General features: G+C 65.7%; 23 protein-coding genes. 17 read left to right on the top strand and 6 right to left on the bottom strand.

The genetic code is table 11. The annotated features are described in order from the left end of the window. Positions 1 to 248: 248 nt before the first annotated feature. Together KSS94_RS11105 and KSS94_RS11100 are read left to right on the top strand one after the other, a co-directional pair. Complete coding sequence (locus KSS94_RS11105; RefSeq protein ID WP_217843021.1) at positions 249 to 1,316, top strand: phosphotransferase family protein; 1,068 nt, start codon at positions 249 to 251, stop codon at positions 1,314 to 1,316. Between the two features lie 32 nt (positions 1,317 to 1,348). Then, positions 1,349 to 2,116 carry an SDR family oxidoreductase gene (locus KSS94_RS11100; RefSeq protein WP_217843020.1) on the top strand — a complete coding sequence of 256 codons (768 nt, stop codon included), beginning with the start codon at positions 1,349 to 1,351 and terminating at the stop codon, positions 2,114 to 2,116. A 3-nt stretch (positions 2,117 to 2,119) separates the two neighbouring features. Here KSS94_RS11100 and KSS94_RS11095 read toward each other — a convergent pair whose 3' ends face one another. Continuing rightward, positions 2,120 to 2,944, bottom strand: a complete 825-nt coding sequence (locus tag KSS94_RS11095; RefSeq protein ID WP_217843019.1) for a class I SAM-dependent methyltransferase — start codon at positions 2,942 to 2,944, stop codon at positions 2,120 to 2,122. Positions 2,945 to 3,034: 90 nt separating this feature from the next. Next, a complete protein-coding gene (locus tag KSS94_RS11090; protein ID WP_217843018.1) occupies positions 3,035 to 3,385 on the bottom strand; it encodes a hypothetical protein in 351 nt (116 codons plus the stop codon). A 117-nt stretch (positions 3,386 to 3,502) separates the two neighbouring features. Here KSS94_RS11090 and KSS94_RS11085 point away from each other — a divergent pair, with 117 nt between their 5' ends. The 6 genes from KSS94_RS11085 to KSS94_RS11060 all read left to right on the top strand — a co-directional run bounded on the left by KSS94_RS11085 (position 3,503) and on the right by KSS94_RS11060 (position 8,562). Further along, positions 3,503 to 3,799, top strand: coding sequence for an RcnB family protein (locus tag KSS94_RS11085; protein ID WP_217843017.1), 297 nt, complete (start codon positions 3,503 to 3,505; stop codon positions 3,797 to 3,799). 118 nt (positions 3,800 to 3,917) lie between these two features. Then, positions 3,918 to 4,058: a hypothetical protein gene (locus tag KSS94_RS11080; protein WP_217843016.1), complete on the top strand. Its 141-nt coding sequence runs from the start codon at positions 3,918 to 3,920 to the stop codon at positions 4,056 to 4,058. 167 nt (positions 4,059 to 4,225) lie between these two features. Then, the gene (locus KSS94_RS11075) at positions 4,226 to 4,408 is read left to right on the top strand and encodes a hypothetical protein (RefSeq protein WP_217843015.1); all 183 of its coding nucleotides are present in this window, start codon (positions 4,226 to 4,228) and stop codon (positions 4,406 to 4,408) included. 73 nt (positions 4,409 to 4,481) lie between these two features. Next, entirely contained in the window at positions 4,482 to 4,874 is a 393-nt protein-coding gene (locus tag KSS94_RS11070) for a glycine zipper domain-containing protein (protein WP_217843014.1), read from the top strand. A gap of 179 nt (positions 4,875 to 5,053) precedes the next feature. After that, positions 5,054 to 6,883, top strand: coding sequence for an SLC13 family permease (locus KSS94_RS11065; RefSeq protein ID WP_217843013.1), 1,830 nt, complete (start codon positions 5,054 to 5,056; stop codon positions 6,881 to 6,883). Positions 6,884 to 7,149: 266 nt separating this feature from the next. Next, complete coding sequence (locus KSS94_RS11060) at positions 7,150 to 8,562, top strand: GGDEF domain-containing protein (protein ID WP_217843570.1); 1,413 nt, start codon at positions 7,150 to 7,152, stop codon at positions 8,560 to 8,562. Here the strand turns inward: KSS94_RS11060 and KSS94_RS11055 are convergent, their stop codons facing one another. After that, the gene (locus KSS94_RS11055; RefSeq protein ID WP_217843012.1) at positions 8,563 to 9,324 is read right to left on the bottom strand and encodes a sulfite exporter TauE/SafE family protein; all 762 of its coding nucleotides are present in this window, start codon (positions 9,322 to 9,324) and stop codon (positions 8,563 to 8,565) included. 98 nt (positions 9,325 to 9,422) lie between these two features. Here KSS94_RS11055 and KSS94_RS11050 point away from each other — a divergent pair, with 98 nt between their 5' ends. After that, entirely contained in the window at positions 9,423 to 10,328 is a 906-nt protein-coding gene (locus KSS94_RS11050; RefSeq protein WP_217843011.1) for a LysR family transcriptional regulator, read from the top strand. A 133-nt stretch (positions 10,329 to 10,461) separates the two neighbouring features. Here the strand turns inward: KSS94_RS11050 and KSS94_RS11045 are convergent, their stop codons facing one another. Next, on the bottom strand, positions 10,462 to 10,653 hold the full coding sequence (locus tag KSS94_RS11045; RefSeq protein WP_217843010.1) for a hypothetical protein: 192 nt from the start codon (positions 10,651 to 10,653) through the stop codon (positions 10,462 to 10,464). Positions 10,654 to 11,392: 739 nt separating this feature from the next. On the opposite strand from KSS94_RS11045, the gene KSS94_RS11040 reads away from it, so the two are divergent. After that, positions 11,393 to 11,968, top strand: coding sequence for a cysteine hydrolase family protein (locus KSS94_RS11040; RefSeq protein WP_217843009.1), 576 nt, complete (start codon positions 11,393 to 11,395; stop codon positions 11,966 to 11,968). Here the strand turns inward: KSS94_RS11040 and KSS94_RS11035 are convergent. Continuing rightward, positions 11,945 to 12,298: an SH3 domain-containing protein gene (locus KSS94_RS11035; protein WP_217843008.1), complete on the bottom strand. Its 354-nt coding sequence runs from the start codon at positions 12,296 to 12,298 to the stop codon at positions 11,945 to 11,947. The genes KSS94_RS11040 and KSS94_RS11035 overlap by 24 nt on opposite strands. 208 nt (positions 12,299 to 12,506) lie before the next feature. Between KSS94_RS11035 and KSS94_RS11030 the strand changes: the two genes are divergently transcribed. Together KSS94_RS11030 and KSS94_RS11025 are read left to right on the top strand one after the other, a co-directional pair. Further along, positions 12,507 to 13,520: an alpha/beta fold hydrolase gene (locus KSS94_RS11030; RefSeq protein WP_437179997.1), complete on the top strand. Its 1,014-nt coding sequence runs from the start codon at positions 12,507 to 12,509 to the stop codon at positions 13,518 to 13,520. A gap of 283 nt (positions 13,521 to 13,803) precedes the next feature. Continuing rightward, complete coding sequence (locus KSS94_RS11025; RefSeq protein ID WP_217843006.1) at positions 13,804 to 13,989, top strand: hypothetical protein; 186 nt, start codon at positions 13,804 to 13,806, stop codon at positions 13,987 to 13,989. Positions 13,990 to 14,151: 162 nt separating this feature from the next. Here KSS94_RS11025 and KSS94_RS11020 read toward each other — a convergent pair whose 3' ends face one another. Then, a complete protein-coding gene (locus KSS94_RS11020; RefSeq protein ID WP_217843005.1) occupies positions 14,152 to 14,817 on the bottom strand; it encodes a GntR family transcriptional regulator in 666 nt (221 codons plus the stop codon). A 253-nt stretch (positions 14,818 to 15,070) separates the two neighbouring features. On the opposite strand from KSS94_RS11020, the gene KSS94_RS11015 reads away from it, so the two are divergent. Genes KSS94_RS11015 through KSS94_RS10995 form a run of 5 tightly spaced genes read left to right on the top strand, consistent with a single transcriptional unit; the run spans position 15,071 to position 21,216 of the window. Then, complete coding sequence (locus KSS94_RS11015) at positions 15,071 to 16,303, top strand: NRAMP family divalent metal transporter (protein ID WP_217843004.1); 1,233 nt, start codon at positions 15,071 to 15,073, stop codon at positions 16,301 to 16,303. A 22-nt stretch (positions 16,304 to 16,325) separates the two neighbouring features. After that, positions 16,326 to 17,096, top strand: coding sequence for a LamB/YcsF family protein (locus KSS94_RS11010; protein ID WP_217843003.1), 771 nt, complete (start codon positions 16,326 to 16,328; stop codon positions 17,094 to 17,096). After that, positions 17,093 to 17,887, top strand: coding sequence for a putative hydro-lyase (locus KSS94_RS11005; protein ID WP_217843002.1), 795 nt, complete (start codon positions 17,093 to 17,095; stop codon positions 17,885 to 17,887). The genes KSS94_RS11010 and KSS94_RS11005 overlap by 4 nt, the downstream gene beginning before the upstream one ends. Positions 17,888 to 17,896: 9 nt before the next feature. Beyond that, positions 17,897 to 19,495, top strand: a complete 1,599-nt coding sequence (locus tag KSS94_RS11000) for a 5-oxoprolinase subunit B/C family protein (protein ID WP_217843001.1) — start codon at positions 17,897 to 17,899, stop codon at positions 19,493 to 19,495. Beyond that, positions 19,492 to 21,216 (top strand): acetyl/propionyl/methylcrotonyl-CoA carboxylase subunit alpha, encoded by a 1,725-nt coding sequence (locus tag KSS94_RS10995; RefSeq protein ID WP_217843000.1) that lies wholly within the window; start codon positions 19,492 to 19,494, stop codon positions 21,214 to 21,216. Before KSS94_RS11000 ends, KSS94_RS10995 begins: the two co-directional genes overlap by 4 nt. Positions 21,217 to 21,328: the final 112 nt, after the last annotated feature.

The following is a 21,328-nucleotide window of genomic DNA, read 5'->3' as shown; positions in this document are numbered from 1 at the left end:
GTCAGTGCCTGTAGGAGCGGCCTTGTGTCGCGATGGGCTGCAGAGCAGCCCCGCGGGCCTTGCATGAAGCTGAGATCCTGGGGCCGCTTCGCAGCCCATCGCGACACAAGGCCGCTCCTACAGGGCAGCATCAAAGCCATTGATTCACCGGCAACACCCCGGCCAATAAGCCATTGGCACGCTTGTACCAGCAACAGCAGGAAATTAGATTAGCCAATAGTCCTTGCTACAGATCATAAGGAAATCGCATGACGCTCACCGACCAGTCCACTCAGGTACGCCCCGGCGAAGAACTCGATGCCGGCGTCATCGACCCTTATCTCAAAAGCCACATCCCAGGCCTTGCCGGCACGGCCACCATCAGCCAGTTCCCGGGCGGTGCGTCGAACCTCACCTACCTGGTAGCCTACCCGGACCGCGAGTTCGTGCTGCGCCGCCCACCGTTCGGGCAAAAGGCCAAGTCGGCCCACGACATGGGCCGCGAGTTTCGCATCCTCAACCAGCTCAACGCAGGCTTCCCCTACTGCCCCAAAGCCTATGCCCACTGCACTGACGAAAGCCTGATCGGCAGCGAGTTCTACGTGATGGAGCGGGTCAAGGGCATCATCCTGCGCTCGGACATCCCCGCCGAACTGGACCTCGACGCCCAGCGCACCGAGGCGCTGTGCAAGAGCTTCATCGAGCGCATGGTCGAGCTGCACCAGGTGGACTATACCGCCTGCGGCCTGGCCGACCTGGGCAAGCCCGAAGGTTACGTACAACGGCAAATAGAGGGTTGGGCCGGGCGCTATGAAAAAGCCCTGACCCCGGACGCGCCACGCTGGGAACAGGTGATCGTCTGGCTGCGCGAAAAGATGCCCGCCGACCACCCGCGCCCCGGCATCGTGCACAACGACTACCGCTTCGACAACGTCATCCTCGACAGCGCCAACCCCATGCGCATCATCGGCGTGCTGGACTGGGAGATGGCCACCATCGGCGACCCGCTGATGGACCTGGGCAACAGCCTGGCCTACTGGATCGAGGCCGGCGACCCGGCCCCGGTGCAACTGATGCGCCGCCAGCCCAGCAACGCCCCCGGCATGCTCACCCGCCAGCAGTTCGTCGAACATTACGCCGAACGCGCAGGCATTCGCATCGACAACTTCGATTTCTACTACTGCTACGGCCTGTTCCGCCTGGCCGGCATCGTCCAGCAGATCTACTACCGCTTCTTCCACGGCCAGACCCAGGATAAACGCTTCGCCCAGTTCATCCACATGAACCGCCTGCTGGAGCAGATGAGCCTGCAACTGATCGGCAAGTCCGCCCTGTAACCCCGGCAACGCCCACAACAAGGAAAACCGGCATGTCCAAGACCCACCTGTTCGACCTCGACGGCAAAGTCGCTTTCGTTTCCGGCGCCAGCCGCGGCATCGGCGAGGCCATCGCCCACCTGCTGGCCCAGCAAGGTGCCCATGTGATCGTCTCCAGCCGCAAGCTCGAAGGCTGCCAGCAAGTGGCCGAGGCCATCATCGCCGCGGGCGGCAAGGCCACCCCGGTCGCCTGCCACATCGGCGAGATGGAGCAGATCCAGCAGGTGTTCGCCGGCATTCGCGAGCAGTTCGGCCGCCTCGACATCCTGGTCAACAACGCCGCCACCAACCCGCAATTCTGCAATGTGCTGGACACCGACCTGGGGGCCTTCCAGAAGACCGTCGACGTGAACATCCGCGGCTACTTCTTCATGTCGGTGGAGGCCGGCAAGCTGATGCGCGAGCACGGCGGTGGCAGCATCATCAACGTGGCGTCGATCAATGGCGTCTCCCCGGGGCTGTTCCAGGGCATCTATTCGGTGACCAAGGCTGCGGTAATCAACATGACCAAGGTGTTCGCCAAGGAGTGCGCGCAGTTCGGCATTCGCTGCAACGCCCTGCTGCCGGGCCTGACCGACACCAAGTTCGCCTCGGCGCTGGTGAAGAACGATGCCATCCTCAACACCGCGCTGCAGCAGATTCCGCTCAAGCGCGTGGCCGCCCCCGAAGAGATGGCCGGCGCCGTGCTGTACCTGGCCAGCGATGCGTCCAGCTACACCACCGGCACTGCGCTCAATGTGGACGGCGGCTTTCTGTCCTGAGCCTCAGCCCTTGACCGCCTGCAGCGTGTAACTGAGCGGCAGGCGCCAGGGCGCATCCACCAGGCGCCACTCACTGTCGGCGCCTTTGTGCATCTGGCCCGGCAGCGCCTCCCAGGGGATGCTCTGGTGCTCCTCCAGTGCAGTCAGGCGCAGGCCGCTGGCCAGCAGCGCACTGATCACCTCGCCCAGGCCGTGGTTCCACTCGTGGGTTTCGGTCTGGATCAACGCCTGCTCGGTGTCGACGTAAGTCTGGTCGCTGTGCCACACCGTCGGCGCCTCGCACTCGAAATACGGGTAATCCAGCTGCAAGCAGTCGGGGTGGTCTGCGTTGACCGCCATCAGCATCGGGTGGCCGTCACGCAGAAACAGCCGCCCGCCGGGCTTGAGCAATGCTGCCACGGTGTGCGCCCAGCGCTGGATATCGGGCAGCCAGCACAGCGCGCCGATGCCGGTGTAGACCAGATCGAAGCTGCCGGCCGGCAGTACCTGATGCGCTTGATAGACATCCGCCTCAACATATTCGATGGGCGTGGCGCAGCACTCGGCCAGCCGGCGCGCCTGGGCCAGGGACGCTGCGGAAAAGTCCAGGCCGCAGACCTCGGCGCCCAGGCGGGCCAGCGACAGGGTGTCGGTGCCGATATGGCATTGCAGGTGTAGCGTGCGCAGGCCGTGAATGGCACCCAGGCGCGGCAGGTCGAAGCGCACCACCTCGGACAAGTGGCCGGGCTGGCTGACGAAAGTTTCCACCTCGTAGTCCTTGGAGGCGGCGTGCAGCGGGGCGCGTTCGTCCCAGCTGGCGCGGTTGAGTTGCTGCGAGCGAGTATTCATGGCGGCCTCCGTGCCTTTGTCTTGTGTCGCCTGTTATCGCCTCATCGCCGGCAAGCCGGCTCCTACAGGTACAGCGCGTGCGCGGGTCGATTACAAGCAGGTCGCCGCAGCCCCTCGGCGGCGCTGGGCGGTCAAGTCTTGCTTCTGCGCGTAGTAGTCAACCCGCGTGCCGCCGGCTTGGGCGTACACATCCACGAACGACTCGGCCTCACGGGTATACACGGTAAAACCACCCGCCTTGCGCGCCTCCAGGTAGCCACTGGCATCCACGCCAAAGGCCTTCTCTTCCTGCCAACTGAACTGGATGCACTGGGCGACCACGTCCGGGGTCTTGTGCGAGTCCAGGCGCGCGGTGGGCGCGCCGTTGCGGGCCGCCTCCATGGTCGACGACGCACAGCCTACCAACAGCAGCGCCACGGTCATCGGCAGAATCGCTCGCATGTTCCATCCTCGGGGTAAAAAAGAAAGCGACTCTAGCACCCCGGCGCAACAGAGTGAATTGTCAGGCCCGGGCCGCTGTCGCAGAACAGGACAGCCTTGAAAACCAAAGGAGCCACCATGAACCTTCGCCCCCTGCTCTGTGCCCTGCTGCTCGCCAACGCCCTGCCCATGGCGGCAACCGCTGCCCAGTCCGCCGAAGAAAGCATCCAGGCCCCTGAAACCCACAACCGCGAACTCAAGGTCGGCGACAAGGCACCCGACCAGTACAAGCGCGACGATCAGGCCGTGCACGACTGGCAGGCCAAGGGCCTGCCCGAGCCTGAGAAGGAAAGCCACTGGGTGCGCATGGGCGAGCACTACGTGCTGGTGCAGATCACCAATGGCGTGGTGTTGGCCATCCACCCCGCCAGCTGAAACCCGCGCCACGCCGCCCATCGCCTGGGCGGCGAAACCTGGCCCTGTGAAGAACCAGATCGAACCCGCCTGGTCTGATGAAGTGTCCGGTAATCCCTTACCGTTCAAGGACCCCATCATGATCAGGCGCGTGTTTTGCGTTTCGCTGGTCGCCGCCCTGCTGAGCCTGGGTGGCTGTGTCTACTACCCCTATCACCACGACCATGGCTGGCACGGCTGGAGCCACCCCTACTACCACCACGGCTACTACCGGCGCTGAGGCGTCATCGCGGGGCAAACCCGCTTCCACGCCCCATCCAAATACCCCGCTATTCACCTGGCCGAGGCTTTTTGCGGTGCAAAAATTTTGCGCAGCGAAGAACCAAATCGAACCGGCCTGGTCTCAGGGTGTGTCCGGTAAACCCTTGCTGATCAAGGACCTATCTCATGATTTCGCGTATTGCCAGCCTGTCGCTGGTCGCTACCCTGCTGTCGCTCGGCGGCTGCTACCACCACCATTACCACGACGACGACCGTGGCTGGCGCGACGGCGATCACCGCCATCACCAGCGCCACGACCGCGACCGTGATGATGACAACCGCCAGTACCGTGACCGCTACTACCGCTGAAGCGTCTTCCCAATCCCTGACTGGCCGCCGGTAACGCGGCAACTTCCCTATTGATTGCTCTGAGGTTCACAACATGCGTCTGACTCTGCCCTCCCTCGCCCTCGGCCTGCTGCTGTGCCAGGGGGCTTTTGCCGGTGACGGCACCGCGGCCATCGGCGGTGGCCTGGGCGGTGCCCTGGGCAACGTGGTCGGCAAACAGCTCGGCGGCAGCACTGGCGGCGTGATCGGCGCAGGCCTGGGTGGCGCGGCCGGCAGCGCCGTAGGCGCGCGCAAGGGCAACCGCGCCGAGGCGGCCATTGGCGGCGGCCTGGGTTCGGCAGGCGGCTCCTACCTCGGCGGCAAGATGGGCGGCTCCACCGGCTCGACCATCGGCGCAGGCCTGGGCGGTGCGGCCGGTGGTGCGCTGGGCAACCACATGGGTGACAACGACGGCAGCAAGCACAAGAAGCGCCGCCACCGCCACTGATCACACACCATGCCGATCGCGGGGCAAGCCCGCTCCCACATACCTTGTGAGAGCGGGCCTGCCCCGCGATCGTTTTGCGCCCGGTAAAAACATTGCAGCACATCAACGACGCCTGCCGCCCGAGCTGCCACACTGGTGCCACTGCCTGACCGTGCCCCGTGTGAAGGAACACCCCTCCCATGAACCATGAGCTGCTCTGGGTCCTTGGCCTGCTGGCCGCCGTCGTCACCTTGTTCATCATCAATCGCCCGCGCATGGACGTAGTCGCCCTGCTGGTGATCGTCATCCTGCCGCTGTCCGGCATCCTTACCGTGGAGCAGGCCTTGGCCGGTTTCAGCGACCCCAACGTGGTGCTGATCGCCGCCCTGTTCGTGATCGGCGAAGGCTTGGTGCGCACAGGCATTGCCCTGCGCATCGGTGAGTGGATGAGCGAACGGGCCGGCAACAGCGAGGCGCGCCTGCTGGTGCTGCTGATGGTGGCGGTGGCAGGGCTGGGCTCGGTGATGAGCTCCACCGGTGTGGTGGCGATCTTCATCCCGGTGGTGCTGAGCATCGCCGCGCGCCTGAACATCTCGCCCAGCCGGCTGATGATGCCGCTGAGCTTTGCCGGCCTGATCAGCGGCATGCTCAGCCTGGTGGCCACCCCACCCAACGTGGTGGTGCACAGCGAGCTGGTGCGCCATGGCCACACCGGTTTCAGCTTTTTCAGCTTCACCCCGTTCGGCCTGGTGGTGCTGGTGCTGGGCATCGGCTACATGCTGCTGACCCGCCACTGGCTGAACGGCGAGGTACGCAAGGATGGCCGCGGAGAAACCCGGCGCACCCTGTTGGACCTGGTGCTGGACTACAAGCTCAACGGCCGCGAACGGCGCCTGCGCATCCGCCCGGGTTCGCCGCTGATCGGCCACACCCTTGGCGAGCTTGAGCTGCGCACCCGGCATGGCGCCAACGTGATCGGCATCGAGCGTCAGCACAAGTTCACTACCCGGGTGATCACCGCCGATTCCGCCACCCTGCTGCAACAGGGCGACGTATTGCTGCTTGACCTGTTCGCCAACCGCGACGATTTGCGCAGCCTGTGCCAGACCATGCAGCTGGAACCCTTGCACTTCAAGGCCGCCTACTTCATCGACCAGTCCCAGGAGCTGGGCATGGCCGAAGTATCGCTGCCGCCGGGCTCGCAGCTGATCGGCAAGAGCATCCTGGAGCTGGCCTTCCGCTCCCGCTACGACCTGAACGTGGTAGGCCTGCGCCGCGACCAGCTGGCTATCGAAGAGCAACTGGTGGAAGAAAAGCTGCGCCTGGGCGACACCCTGCTGGTGGTAGGCCCGTGGAAGGCCGTGCGCCAGCTGCAAACCAAGCCTCGCGACTTTCTGGTACTGAGCCTGCCGGCCGAGATCGACCAGGTAGCCCCGGCACGCACCAAGGCGCCGCTGGCCCTGCTGAGCCTGGCTGTGATGGTAGGGCTGATGGTCAGCGGCCTGGTGCCGAATGTGATCGCTGCGCTGGTCGGCTGCCTGTTGATGGGCGCCGGGCGCTGCATTGACATGAACAGCGCCTACCGCGCCATCCACTGGCAGAGCCTGGTGCTGATCGTCGGCATGCTGCCGTTCGCCCTGGCGCTGCAGAAGACCGGCGGCATCGACCTTGCCGTCGGCGCGCTGGTCGGTGTGCTGGGCGGCGCCGGGCCCGCTGCGATGCTGGCCTGCCTGTTCGCCCTGACCGCAGTGATCGGGCTGTTCATCTCCAACACCGCCACCGCGGTACTGATGGCACCGGTGGCGATCAGTACTGCACAGCAGCTGGGGATGTCGCCCTACCCGTTCGCCATGACCGTGGCCCTGGCAGCCTCGGCGGCGTTCATGACCCCGGTGTCCTCGCCGGTCAACACCCTGGTGCTGGGGCCGGGGCAGTACCGCTTCGGCGACTTCGTCAAGGTCGGCGTGCCCTTTACGCTGCTGGTGATGCTGGTGACCGTGGTGATGGTGCCCTGGGTGTTCGGGCTGTAAACCAACCGCTTGGCAGAAGCACCGTGGGAGCAACTGTCTTGGGCTGCTTGAGCCGGCCTCATCGCCGGCAAGCCGGCTCCTACAGGTACGGCACGGGCCTGAAGCTTATGCAAGCCCGCTCCCACGCAGTTCCTCATGCGACGCCGCAGCCCGAAGGTGCAGTGCGCGCGGCCTTGCGGCGAATTGACATCAATCGCCGACTTGCAACACACTCCCAGACCATCGTCCCAGGTGCCTGTAGTCGTTTTCCTGGATTTCATCCTCGCCTGCCGGTCGAACCCATGGTGTTTCCAGCCTCGTCGCGCCTGTTGCCTATTGCGGCCCTGTTCGGCCTGACTCTCGCCCTGACCCTGGCCGGCATCCTCGCCCGGCCGATCGAATCCCTCTCGCTGTTCTGGCCAGTCAATGCCGTGCTGGCCGGCGTACTGCTGCGCAACCCGCGCCTGGCCGGTGCGCGTGGTTTCGTGCTGGTGTACCTGGGCATGGTGGCGGCGGACCTGGCCACCGGCAGCGCCTGGCCGCCGGCCCTGTGGTTCAACCTGTGCAACCTGGGCGCCATCGTCACCATCTGGTACCTGATGGCGCGCCTGCCGCGCCTTCACCGGCGCCTGCGTACGCCGCATGGCACCCTGAGCCTGTTCGGCGCCTGTGCAGCCGGGGGCATGGTCGCCGCCACCCTGGCCTGCGTGATGGCAGCGCCGTGGTTCGAGCAGTCGCTGCGCGCCACCTGGCTAGCCTGGTTCAGCGAGCAGTTCTCCACCAGCGTGCTGGTGCTGCCGCTGTTGCTGACCGCACCCTCGCCGCGCGCCTTCAGCCGCAGCGCCACCCAACCAGTGCGCCTGGCGCCGCTGCTGGTGTTGCTGGCCTCGCTGGGGCTGAGCATTGCCTTCGGCGGGCCGGGCGCCATCGCCTTCCCCATCGCCGCGCTGCTGTGGTGCGCACTGAGTTATTCGCCGTTTCTGGTTTCGCTGTTGACCCTGACCGCCGGCAGCACGCTGATCGTGGCCGTGGCGCAAAACCTCATGCACTTCAGCGTGCCGCAAAGCGAGCCCGGGGTGACCACCCTGATGTCGGCGCGCCTGGGCATTGCCATGCTGGTGCTCGGGCCACTGGTGGTGGCTTGCGTCAGCCATGCCAACCGCAGCCTGATGGCGCGCCTGGCCCACCAGGCAACCGTCGACCACCTCACCGGGGCCCTCACCCGCAGCGCCTTCACCCGTCGTGCCAACACCTTGCTCGATGCCCGCCAGCAACAGCCGCTGACCTTGATGATGCTGGACATCGATCACTTCAAGCTGATCAACGACCAGCACGGCCATGCCGTGGGCGACCAAGTGCTGCGCCAGTTCGCCCTGACCGTACAGGAGCAGTTGCACGAAGGCGAACTGTTCGCCCGCCTGGGCGGTGAAGAGTTCGCCATTGTCGTGCCCGGCCTTGCTCCGGAACTTGCCCGGTTCACTGCCGAACGCCTGCGCCGCGCGGTACAGGACCTGCCCTTCAGCGAGGCCGGCGAGCAGGTGCAGATTACCGTGAGCATCGGCCTGGCCGGCTGCGCCTTCGACGCCGCCGCCCCCAGCCTCGACGTACTGCTGGCCGAGGCCGACCAGGCGCTGTACCGCGCCAAGGCCCAGGGTCGCAACCGTATCGAGCAGGCCGAGCCGTACCGTCAGCGGGTCTGATCAAGCCACCAGCAAGTCCCAGCTGAGTTTGGCGATCAGCACGCACAGCAGCACCAGGAACAACCCGCGCACGAACCCCGCTCCCTTGCGTATCGCAAGCCAGGTACCGGTCAAGGCCCCGAGGATGTTGAACACCGCCATCGGCAAGGCAATGGCCCACAGCACGTTGCCCGACGGGATGAAAAACACCAGTGCCGCCAGGTTGGTGGCAATGTTGACCAGCTTGGCCGAAGCCGAGGCGTGCAGGAAGTCCAGGGCGAAGAAGCGGATAAACAGGAAGATCAAAAAGCTGCCGGTGCCCGGCCCGAACAGGCCGTCATAAAAACCGATGGCGCCGCCGATCAGCACCGCCAGGCATTGCTCGCGCCGGCCAATGGCGGTGGGCTTGTGCAAGGTGCCGAAGTCCTTCTTGCAGAAGGTGTACACCGCCATCAGCACGATCATCACCAGCACCATGGGGCGCATCACGCTGGCCGGCACCAGCGACACCGTGGCCGCCCCGAAGAACGACATGACGAAGGCGCTGAGCGCCGCCGGCACGATCAACCCCCAATCCAGCTTGACCTTGCGGATGAACGAGCGCGCCGCAAAGCTTGTGCCGCATACCGAAGCCAATTTGTTGCTGCCCAGCAGCGCTGCCGGCTGCGCCGTGGGCAGCACGTTGAACAGCGCCGGGATCTGGATCAGCCCGCCGCCGCCAACAGCGGCGTCGATCAGGCCGGCGGCAAAAGCGAACAGCGAAAGCAGGGCGATATCCATCATGGTCGGGTCCGGGCAGCAGTGAACAGGCGGCCAGACTAATCAAAGCGCGGCATTTATGTTGAAATGCCACGTTGCGAAAACTGCAATGAGGAACCGCCATGGCCCTGGACATGTTGCGCGAGATACACGCCTTCGTCAGCGTTGCGCACACGCGCAGCTTCGTCACCGCCGCCCGCGCCCTGGGCCGCTCCCCCAGCGCCGTGACCCGCGCAGTACAGGCGCTGGAAGACAACAGCGGGGCCAGGCTGTTCAACCGTAACGCCAACGCCGTGACCCTGACCGAAGCCGGCGAGCGGCTGCTGCCCCACGCCGAACGCTTGCTGGATGTGCAACGCGATGCCGCCGACGAACTGGCAGCCCTGACCGGCAACGCCCAAGGCTGGATACGCCTGGCGGCCCCCGAGGTGCTGGCCAGCCGCGTGCTGCCGCAGGTACTGGCCGAATTCTCCCGGCGCCACCGGCAGATCACCCTGGATGTGCAGTACAGCGATCAAGCCCTCGACCCGCTGCAAGGCCGGCTCGACTTCGTCATCCGCGGCGCTTTCGCCCAGTCCAGCGAACTGATCGGCTACCCGCTGTGGGCCTATCGCCGACACCTGTACGCGAGCCCCGAATACCTGGCCCGCGAAGGCACGCCGCAAGGCATCGAGGCATTGCATGAACATGCGCTGATCCTGCACACCGCGCCGCGTATCCTCAAGGCCTGGCACTTCTGCCGTGAAGGGCGCATCACTAGCCTGCGGCCGCAGCCACGGCTGCGCCTGGGTTCGGGGGTCGCAGTGCTGCAAGGTACCCTGGCCGGGGCCGGTATCGCCCGCCTGGCCGACTGGCTGGCAGAGCCTGAGGTAAAGGCCGGGCGATTGCTGCGGGTGTGCCCCGATTACCGCCTGACGTCGAGTACCGGACAGGACCCGCAGATGCACGCGGTGTACCCCGCAGGGGATGTGCCCGCGCGGGTGCGTGAGCTGCTGCAGGCCCTGCGCGAAGGCAGGCCGAGGGAGTGATGGCAGCCTTGGGCAAGGCTGCTCAATTTCTACTCAATTTGACAGGAGCCCTATCAATACTGGCCTGTAGCGTTTTATCCACAGACCTACCCACGTTTTTTGTGGACAGTTTCTTCAAGGCTTGCAGGAATTTTTACAGGCGCAACAACGCGGCGTTGGCCAGCCTGACCAACTCGACCCACTCACTGGTGCTGATGACTCCGGAATGCTCCAGCTCTTCGGCACGTCGCAACGCCTGGTCGTAGTCTTCTTCCTGCAGGATGCCTTCTCCGAGAAAACGACTGCGCCACTCCAGCATCGCTGCAGTGCCTTTCTTGCATTCCATAGTGTTGATCGACTCCAAGGCAGGGTACGGCCCATGTTTGCGGGCCCGTTGACGGGGGCCGGAGATTACACGAGCACCTTGGGCTTGAGAATGACTTGCAGCTACCGCCTGTCCAGCGGTAGTGAAAGCAGGCCAGAGGCCAGTATGGCGGGGGCTGGAGGTCAATTTGCAGGAAATGATCCACCCACGGCGCCGCGAAGTGACTTGTCAGTCACGCGGAGGATGGCACCGGCTGCGCCGGTGTTCGCGGCTGAAGCCGCTCCTACAGAGATCGCACAGCTTTCAAATCTGCGCTGCACCTGTAGGTGCCGGCTTGCCGGCGATGAGGCCGGCACAGCCAGCACAAGACAGTTGCTCCTGCACCGGCGGCTAAAGAATTTGCGCTTCAGCTCGGCGGGATGGTCCCCAGCAGGCCGATCAGAATTGTCAGGAACAGAAAACCACCCAGAAACAGCGCAAGCTTGCCCATCGGAACCTCTACAGTGTGATGGCTGAACGGCGAAGGCTGGCCGCAAGCGGCGCAGCTTGCCCAGCACGCCGCTTCGCATGGCTGGGCCTGGCATCATTATCGGCGCCAGGCTGATACGGTTACAGATTCAGCTTCGAGCAAAAAAAGCATATCAGATGCCTATCAGCCGCCCCGCTAGCAAGGCAAAAACGCCCGAAGCCGCATGAGCGGCTGGCCTTAGGGCAACCATTCGAATCAAATGAGTCCCCCAAGGACCCGGAGCCAATTCCCATGACCCAGTTCGCCGCCAACGCCGCCCTGCTGATCATCGACATGCAGGCCGGTATCAACCACCCGCGCCTAGGCCCGCGCAACAATCCCGAAGCTGAGCTGCGCATGGGTGAACTGCTGGCCGCCTGGCGCCTGAGCAGCCGCCCGGTGGTGCATGTACGGCACATCTCGCGCGACCCGAGCTCGGTGTTCTGGCCCGGCCAGGCCGGCTGCGAGTTCCAGCCGACATTCACGCCGCTGGGCAGCGAAGCGGTGTTCGAAAAGCATGTGCCCGATGCGTTCTGCCAGTCGGGCCTGGAGCGCTGGCTGCATGTGCGGGGTATCGGCGAACTGGTGATCGTCGGGGTGATCACCAACAACTCGGTGGAATCGACTGCGCGCAGCGCAGGCAATCTTGGTTTCGACACGGTGGTAGTGGCCGACGCCTGCTACACCTTCGACCTGCAGGACCGCCAGGGGCGCATGTGGCCGGCCGAAACGGTGCACAGCCTGTCGCTGAGCAACCTGGCCATGGACTACGCACGTATTCTGCACAGCAACGAAGTACTGGCCTCAACCCACCAGACGCAGCTTTGACTGCGGCAACCAGCCCAGCTCGCCGTTGCGCAGGCGCCGGCACCACAGCCAGCCGTTCAACGGCCGCAACCCTTCGACCTGCTGCCCCGGGTCGATATCCAGCTCATGGGCGCAGTAAGCTTCCCGCGCCCTGCCCCGGCCCACCCCAAGTCCCTCGATGACCTGCGCCGGCACCCAGCCAGGCGCCTGCCCGGGGCAACTGCACAGGTACCAGTCCTGCCAGTGCTCCTCGCCCTCGTAGCGCTGGCCGATATCCAGCACGGTGCCCATGGCAAAGGTGATGGGTTGCGGGTATTCACTGCGGTGCGGCTCAATGACAACGTATTTCACAGGCCTCTCCCTGGCCGCAAAAAGCGCCGATGCTACCAGAGCTGCGGCCATTGACGCACATCGGGCCGCCAAGTAACAAAGTGTGTACGGAATGTGCGGTGATACACAGCAATGCCACATAACCGCTGCCAGGACACACAGCCGATACAGCCATCTTCTTGAATAAGGCCATCAACCCGCACCGATGGCCCCGCCAAGGAGATGCACCATGTTCGCCACCGCCCGCCTGACCACCCTGTTCGCCTGCACCCTGCTGCCGTTGGCCGCGATGGCCGCCGAAGCCTCGCAAACCCATCAGCCCGACGCCCCTGCTGCAACTGTTAGCGCGTTCGGGCCACTCAAGCACGTGAATGCCGGCGTGCTGGATGTCGCTTATGCGCAGCTGGGGCCGGCCAATGGCCCGGTCGTCATCCTGCTGCATGGCTGGCCTTACGACATCCACAGCTATGAGCAGGTGGCGCCACAGCTGGCCGCCCAGGGTTACCGGGTGCTGGTGCCCTATGCCCGCGGCTACGGCGATACCCGTTTTCTTTCCGCCAGCACCCCGCGCAACGCCCAGCCTGCCGCACTGGCCAGTGACGTGATCGCCTTCATGGATGCCCTGCACATCAAGCAGGCAGTACTGGGCGGCTTCGATTGGGGCGCACGCACCGCCGACATCGTCTCGGCGCTGTGGCCCGAGCGGGTCAAGGCGCTGGTGTCAGTCAGCGGCTACCTGATCAGCAGCCAGGAGGCCGCCAAGGCCCCGCTACCGCCCAGCGCCGAGCTGCAATGGTGGTACCAGTACTACTTCGCCACCCCGCGCGGCCAGGCTGGGTACGAAAGCAACCGCCATGCCTTCGCGCGGCTGATCTGGCAAACCGCATCGCCCAAGTGGGCATTCGACGACGCCACCTTCGAGCGCAGCGCCAAGGCCCTGGACAACCCCGACCAGGTGGCCATCACCGTGCACAACTATCGCTGGCGCCTTGGCCTGGCCCAGGGCGAGACCCGCTACGACCCGTTGGAGACGAAACTGGCCACCTTCCCCACCATCGGCGTGCCTACCATTACCCTGGAAGGCGATGCCAATGGCGCACCGCATCCGCCCGCCGAAGCCTATGCCAAGCGCTTTACCGGCAAGTACGACTACCGCCTGATCACCGGTGGCATTGGCCACAACCTGCCCCAGGAAGCGCCCGAGGCGTTCGTCAAGGCGGTGGTGGATGCCGATCACCTCTAGGCTATTTGCAACAACAAATGTCTGAAGGACTAAAGCCTTCCTACATGCGGCAACCATCGCGTATCGGGCTGCAGCCTTTTGTTGGTAAGGGCTGCAGCCTTGGTACAGGCTGACTCGGGGACTGCTAAATCAGCTTGGCACGTAGGAACGGTCTGAAAATGGCGTAGGACTCAATGATTATTTCGCCGAACATGTATGAATAATCAGTATTTAGGTGAGGATTGAGCTGATAACTTGCCTGCTTTCCTACAACGGCACGGATGCCCACCAGTAAGAGACCGACATGGAACAGTTCCAGACCTCTGCCCTCGCCTTGCAAAAACACCTGCTCAACCTGCGCCAGCAACTGGCAACCCTGGATGCTCAGGGGCAACAGGACAAAGCTGACCAGTTGGCGACATTGATTACCCATATAGAGCAAGCGCTGGCGGGGCTGCCGTTGGCGCTGGTGCCGCCTACGTTGCAGTGAAGGGTGCCGTGCCGTTTGCTGCGCGAGCCACAGCGTTGTGCTGCCTGCACCGGCCTCATCGCCGGCAAGCCGGCTCCTACAGGGATCGCATGACCTTCAGGGCTGCGCTGTACCTGTAGGAGCCGGCTTGCCGGCGATGAGGCCGGTACAGGCCAGCAACCTTCAGCGTTTCACCCGCCGCTCATACGCCGCCAGCACAATCCGCTCCGACTGCACCAGATACCCCTCCAGCATGCGCGTCGCATCCTCCGAACGCCCCTCTTCAACGCAACGCAAGATCGCCGCGTTCATGTCCAGATAAGGCAGGTGCAAAAACTCGGGGTCGTTGAGCACGCCGAAGGCCAGGCGCAACTCAGCCGAAATCTGCCCATAGAACACCAGCAGCCGCGGGCTGTCGGCCAGCTCGACGATGGCGCGGTGGAACAGCATGTTGGCGGTGCCCACCCCCACCCAATCCTTGGCCTCCCGGGCCTGCATGCCCGCGTCCACGGCCTGGCGCATATTCAGCGTGCCCGGGTGCAGCGGGAAGCCCTGGGCGATGGCCTTGCACTCGATGAAACGGCGTACCCGATAGATGTCGATGATCGAGGCCATGTCCGGTTCGGCCACGGTAACGCCGCGGTTGGGCTCGTGCTTGAGCAGCCCTTCGCGGGTCAGCACGCGGAAGGCTTCGCGCAGGGTGTTACGGGAAATCTGCAGCGTCTCGGCCAGGGCCGCCTCGGACAGGCGCTGCCCCGGTACCAGCTCCCCCTCCACCAGCATGCGGCGAATGTCCTGGGTGATGGACTCGCCCAAGGTACGCGGGGTGGAGGCTGCGGTGTCGTTCATGTGCGATCCAGAGTGAAGGTAACCGCGTGGATGTTCCCCGAGTGCCGTGTACTAGGCAAGCACCTGGGGCCCAGAGTGCTCCATCAGGTAGCACGGGTGAGTTGAAGTGTAACAATCTGGAGCATCGTGCTCATTCATATGCTATAGATTGTTCAACAATCTAAGCCTTATAAACCCTCACTCTGCTCGGTTTTTGTGAAACATGGCATGGCCCTTGCTCAGCGCAGTTATCTCTCATTGTAGGAATGCTGCCGTGACACAGACCGCTTTAGAGTTCAGCAAGGCCCGGCGCTCATCCCTGATCGCCGCGATCTTCATGATGGCCACCTCGGCCATCGGCCCGGGCTTCCTGACCCAGACCGCCACCTTCACCGCCACCCTGGGCGCCGCGTTCGCCTTCGGTATCCTCGCCTCGATCCTGATCGACTTCGTCGTGCAACTGAACGTGTGGCGCATCGTCACCCTCACCCGCATGCGCGCCGCCGACCTTGCCAACACCGCCATCCCAGGCTCGGGTTATGTACTGGCCGTGCTGGTGATCTTCGGTGGCCTGGTGTTCAGCCTGGGCAACATCGCCGGTGCCGGCCTTGGGCTGAACGCCCTGATCGGCCTGGACCCTAAATGGGGTGGCGCCTTGAGCGCACTGGTGGCCATCGGCATTTTCTCGTCGCACCGCGCAGGGGTGGCCATGGACCGCATCATGATTGTGCTCGGCACGCTCAAGATCGGCCTGATCATCTTCGCCGCCTGCTCCACCCACCCGCCCCTGGGCGAGGCACTGCGCCAGGCGGTATGGCCGGACTTCGTCGACTTCGCCGCAATCACCACCATCGTCGGCGGCACCGTCGGCGGCTACATCACCTACGCCGGTGCGCACCGCCTGCTGGACAAAGGCACGGTGGGGGTGGAGAACATCGATGTGGTGTCCAAGGCCGCACTTACCGGCATCCTGGTCACCGGCGTCGCCCGCTACGTGCTGTTTCTGGCCATTCTCGGGGTGGTTGCCAGTGGCGTGGTCATCGATGTGTCCGGCCAAGGCGCCAACCCGGCCGCCCAGGCCTTCGGCGCCGCTGCCGGTGAAGCCGGGCTGATGGTGTTCGGCCTGGTGCTGTGGGCGGCGGGTATCAGCAGCGTGATCGGCGCCTCGTACACCTCGATGTCGTTCATCACGGTATTCTCCAGCCGCATCACCGAACGCACCCGCCACCTGGCCACCGTCGGTTTCATTCTGGTCGCGCTCGCCGTATACCTGACAGCAGGCAAGCCGCCCGCGGCCCTGCTGGTGTTTGCCGGCGGCTTCAACGGCTTGATCCTGCCGCTGGGCCTGAGCATCTTCATGTACGTCGGCTGGCGCCGTTCCGACCTCATGGACGGCTACCACTACCCGCGCTGGCTGCTGGTACTGGGCGTGCTCACCTGTGCCCTGTCGTGGTACATGGCGTACAAGTCCGCCGGCGCCATCTTCGCCTTCATCAACGCAGCCTGAGACTGCCACGGAGACCTTTTTCATGCCTGCCATCGACCTTAACAGCGACCTCGGCGAAAGCTTCGGCGCCTGGAGCATGGGCGACGATGCCGCGATGCTCGACATCGTCACCAGCGCCAACGTGGCCTGCGGCTTCCATGCCGGCGACCCGGCCGGGATCCTCGGCACCCTGGAGGCCGCCGCCGCCCGCGGCGTGGCTGTCGGTGCCCATGTGTCCTACCCCGACCTGGTCGGCTTCGGCCGGCGCAACATGGCAGTACCGGCGGCGCAGCTGACCGCCGACCTGATCTACCAGATCGGCGCCCTGCAGGGCCTGGCGCGCAGCGCTGGCACCGAGGTGCGCTACGTAAAACCCCATGGTGCGCTGTACAACACCATCGCCCAGGACCCGGTGCAGGCGGCTGCGGTGATCCAGGCCGTGCTGCGTATCGACCCGCAGCTGAAACTGGTGTGCCTGGCCAACTCGCCGCTGATCGGCTGGGCCACCGAGGCCGGCCTTGCCTGCGTGGCCGAAGCCTTCGCTGACCGCGCCTACACCGCGCAAGGCACCCTGGTGTCGCGCAACCGCCCGGGCGCCGTGCTGCACGATGTCGAGCAGATTGCCCAGCGCATGCTGCGCCTGGTACGTGACGGCGTGATCGAAGCCGAGGACGGCCAGTTGATCCAGCTGCAGGCCGACTCGATCTGCGTCCACGGCGACAGCCCCGATGCGGTCGGCATCGCCCGCACCGTCAAAAGCCGCCTGCTCGAAGCCGGCACCACCCTGCGCGCCTTCACCGGAGCCCGCCCATGAACCCGTTCCAACAAGCCCGCGAAGCCGCCGCTGCCGCCCGTGCCCGTTACCGTGCAGGGCTGGTGTCGCCCACCGCCGGCCACGCCCCCGGCCTGACCCAGTGCAACATGATCTGCCTGCCCCGCGAGTGGGCCTATGACTTCCTGCTGTTCGCCCAGCGCAACCCCCAGGCCTGCCCGGTGCTGGATGTGACCGAACCCGGCGAGTACAGCACCTTCCTCGCCGCCGATGCCGACCTACGCAGCGACCTGCCGCTGTACCGGGTGTGGCGCGACGGCCAACTGGCTGAAGAGGTCAGCGATGTGCGTGCGCTGTGGGCCGAGCACGACGACCTGGTGAGCTTCCTGATCGGTTGCAGTTTCACCTTCGAAAACGACCTGCTCGAGGCCGGCATCGACGTGCGCCACATCAGCGAAGGCTGCAATGTGCCGATGTACCGCAGCAACCGCGCCTGCCGCCCGGCCGGTCGCCTGCAGGGCAACATGGTGGTGTCGATGCGCCCGGTGCCGGCCGAGCGGGTGGCCGATGCCGCACGCATTACCGCGCGCTACCCCGGCGTGCATGGCGCCCCGGTGCATGTCGGCGAGCCCGGCCTGCTGGGCATCGCCGACATCGCCAAGCCGGACTTCGGCGACGCGGTCAGCATCAAGCCGGGCGAAGTACCGGTGTTCTGGGCCTGCGGCGTGACCCCGCAGTCGGTGGTGATGGCTTCGAAGGTGCCCTTCGCGATTTCCCACGCGCCGGGGCACATGTTCATCACCGACGTGCCTGACAGCCAATACCACGTGTAGGAGTGGCCCATGCGTTTCTATCCGGTCAGCCTGGATGCATTGCTGGTGGAGCTTGCCGACCTGGACGAGACCCTCGCCCTGTTCGACGCGCTGCAGCAGGCGCCCATCGCTGGCGTGCAAGAGATCGTGCCCGCCGCACGCACCTTGCTGCTGCACTTTCGCCCAGGCTTCATCAGCCGCGAGGCGCTGGCGGCGCAGATTGCCGTGCGTGACATCAGTGCCCGCCAACGCCAGGCCGGCAAGCTCATCGAAATCCCGGTGCACTACAACGGTGAAGACCTGGCCGACGTGGCCCAGGCCCTGGGCATCGGCACCGACGAGGTGATCCGCCGCCACACCGCCAGCGAATACAGCGTGGCCTTCTGCGGCTTTGCCCCGGGCTTTGCCTACCTGAGCGGCGGCGCCGGCTTTGTGGTGCCACGGCGCAGCACTCCGCGCACGCGCATCCCGGCCGGTGCCGTGGCCCTGGCCGGCGGCTTCAGCGGTATCTACCCGCAGGCCAGCCCAGGTGGCTGGCAGATCATCGGCATCACCGGCACCCGCATGTGGGACCTGGAGCGCGACGAGCCTGCCCTGCTGCAACCGGGCTACCGGGTGCGCTTCGTCGATGCAGGCCCCGCCGCACAGCAGCGTGTGTCGGTAGCGGTACCTGAGCGCCCGCAAGTGACCAACGACAACTGCCTGGAAATCCACTCGCCAGGCTTGCAGACCCTGCTGCAGGACCTCGGCCGACCTGGCCGCGCCGGGCAAGGGGTGTCGGCCTCCGGCGCCATGGACCGTGGCGCCCTGCGCGCCGCCAACCGCGCCGTCGGCAACGAGGCCGGCAGCGCCTGCCTGGAAGTGCTGATGGGCGGCTTGAGCTTCACCTGCCACGGTCACACCGTGGCCGCCGTCACCGGCGCCACCGCACAGGTAGAGGTGCGCAGCGTCAACGGCCAACTGTTGCGCCCTGCCCTTTACGCGCCTTTCACCTTGCAGGATGGCGACCAGGTCAGCATCCACGCCCCCAGCGCAGGCCTGCGCAACTACCTGGCGGTGCGTGGCGGCTTCGACCACGCCCCGGTGCTCGGCAGCCTGGCCACCGACACCCTGGCCCAGGTCGGCCCGGCGCCGCTGGCCGCAGGCCAGCGCCTGGGCTTCAACCCGCGCATCGGCGGCGCTGCGGTCTCGCTCGACGAGCAACCGGCGTTCGCCATGCCAGGGCGCGACCAGGTCATCACCCTGGATGTGGTGATGGGCCCGCGCAGCGACTGGTTCACCCCTGAGGCCCAGGCCCTGCTCGCCGAGCAGACCTGGCAGGTGACGCCGCAGTCCAACCGCATCGGCATTCGCCTTGCAGGTGAACAGTCGCTGCAACGCGCCATCGACGGCGAGCTGCCCAGCGAAGGCACCACCGTCGGCGCCATCCAGGTGCCGCCCAGCGGCCAGCCGGTGCTGTTTTTGGCCGACCACCCGTTGACCGGCGGCTACCCGGTGATCGGCGTGGTGGCGCCGCACCACCTGGACCTGGCCGGGCAGATCCCGGTCAATGCCCGTATCCGCTTCAACCCGCTGGGCGCCTTCGAGCCCGTGCGGCCTGCCCCTTCCAACGAGATTGCTGCCCGATGAAAAAGGTCCTGATTGCCAACCGCGGCGAAATCGCCGTGCGTATCGCCCGTGCCTGCCGTGACTATGGCGTCGCCAGCGTGGCGGTGTACGCCGACGCCGACATCGATGCCCTGCATGTGCGCATGGCCGACGAAGCCTACGCCCTGAACGGCCAGCGCCCCGCCGACAGCTACCTGAACATCGACAAGCTGCTGGCCGTGGCCGCCCGCTGCGGCGCCGACGCGGTGCACCCAGGCTACGGCTTCTTGTCCGAGCGCGCCGACTTCGCCCGCGCCGTGCAGGCCGCCGGCCTGACCTGGGTCGGCCCGGACCCTGCCACCATCGACGCCCTGGGCGACAAGGTGCAGGCGCGGCGCATCGCCTTGAAAGTCGGCGCACCACTGGTGGCCGGCACCGAAGACCCGGTCAAGGGCGCCAGTGAAGTGCTGGCCTTCGCCGAGCAGCATGGCCTGCCGATCGCCATCAAGGCCGCCTTCGGTGGCGGTGGCCGTGGCCTGAAGGTGGCCTGGCAGCTCGATGAGGTCAGCGACCTGTACGAGTCCGCCGTGCGCGAAGCGGTCACCGCCTTTGGCCGTGGCGAGTGCTTCGTCGAGCGCTTCCTCGACCGCCCGCGGCATATCGAGGCGCAGATCATCGCCGACCGCCATGGCCGCGTGGTGGTGGTCGGTACCCGCGACTGCTCGCTGCAACGGCGCAACCAGAAGCTCATCGAGGAGGCCCCGGCGCCCTACCTGGACGATGCCCTGCGCCAGCGCATCCACGACTCGGCCCGCGACATCTGCGCCGAAGCCGGCTACGTGGGCGCCGGCACCGTGGAGTTTCTGCTCAGTGCCGACGGCACGCTGTCGTTCCTTGAGGTGAACACCCGCCTGCAGGTGGAGCACCCGGTTACCGAAGAAACCAGCGGCGTCGACCTGGTCATCGAGCAACTGCGCGTGGCCGATGGCCTGCCCTTGTCGTTCGAGGGCACCCCAACCCCGCGCGGGCACAGCTTCGAGTTCCGCATCAACGCCGAGGACGCCGGCAACGGCTTCCTGCCGACCCCGGGCAGCATCGAGGGCTTTTGCCCACCCAGCGGCCCGGGCGTGCGCCTGGACACCGGCGTAGTCGAAGGCTCGCGGGTATCGCCGAACTTCGACTCGATGATCGCCAAGCTGATCGTCACCGGCGCCACCCGCGAACAGGCCATCCGCCGCGCCCGTCGCGCCCTGGCCGAGTTCCGCGTCGAGGGCGTTGCCACCGTGCTGCCGTTCCACCGCGCGGTGATGGACCACGCCGATTTCACCGCCGACGACACCTTTGCCGTACACACCCGCTGGATCGAGACCGACTTCGCCGGGCAGGTGAGCATCGCCCCGCGCAGCACCGCCCAGCAAGACCCGGGCGTGCTGCGCACCTTCGTCGAGATCGACGGCAAGCGCCACGCACTGGGCTTGCCAGCCGCCCTGCTGGCCGGCATCAGCCTCACAGGCGCTTCGCCCGCAGCACAACCTGCTGGCGAAGCGGTGGATGAGAACGCCGTGGCCACCCCGGTGGCCGGCAACCTGCACACCTGGGTGGTCGAGGACGGCGCCCAGGTCGAGGCCGGGCAAGTCATCGCGGTGATGGAAGCGATGAAGATGGAAACCTCGGTGCTGGCCCCCCGCGCCGGCACCCTGAGCATTGCCGGGCAACCTGGCAACTACTTCGAGGCGCGCGCCAGCATCGGCCGCATCGACTGATACACCCCGCTACACCCTGAACCACCACGCGCACTCGGGCCTTCGGGCCCGAGGGGCCGCGTGTTGCCGGAATTCACCGTTTCGGCCGCTGTTGCACGCATAACAACAACGT

The sequence above is a fragment of the Pseudomonas fakonensis genome (assembly GCF_019139895.1).
GTDB classification, from domain to species: domain Bacteria; phylum Pseudomonadota; class Gammaproteobacteria; order Pseudomonadales; family Pseudomonadaceae; genus Aquipseudomonas; species Aquipseudomonas fakonensis.
This window is presented reverse-complemented; position numbering and strand designations above follow the sequence as displayed.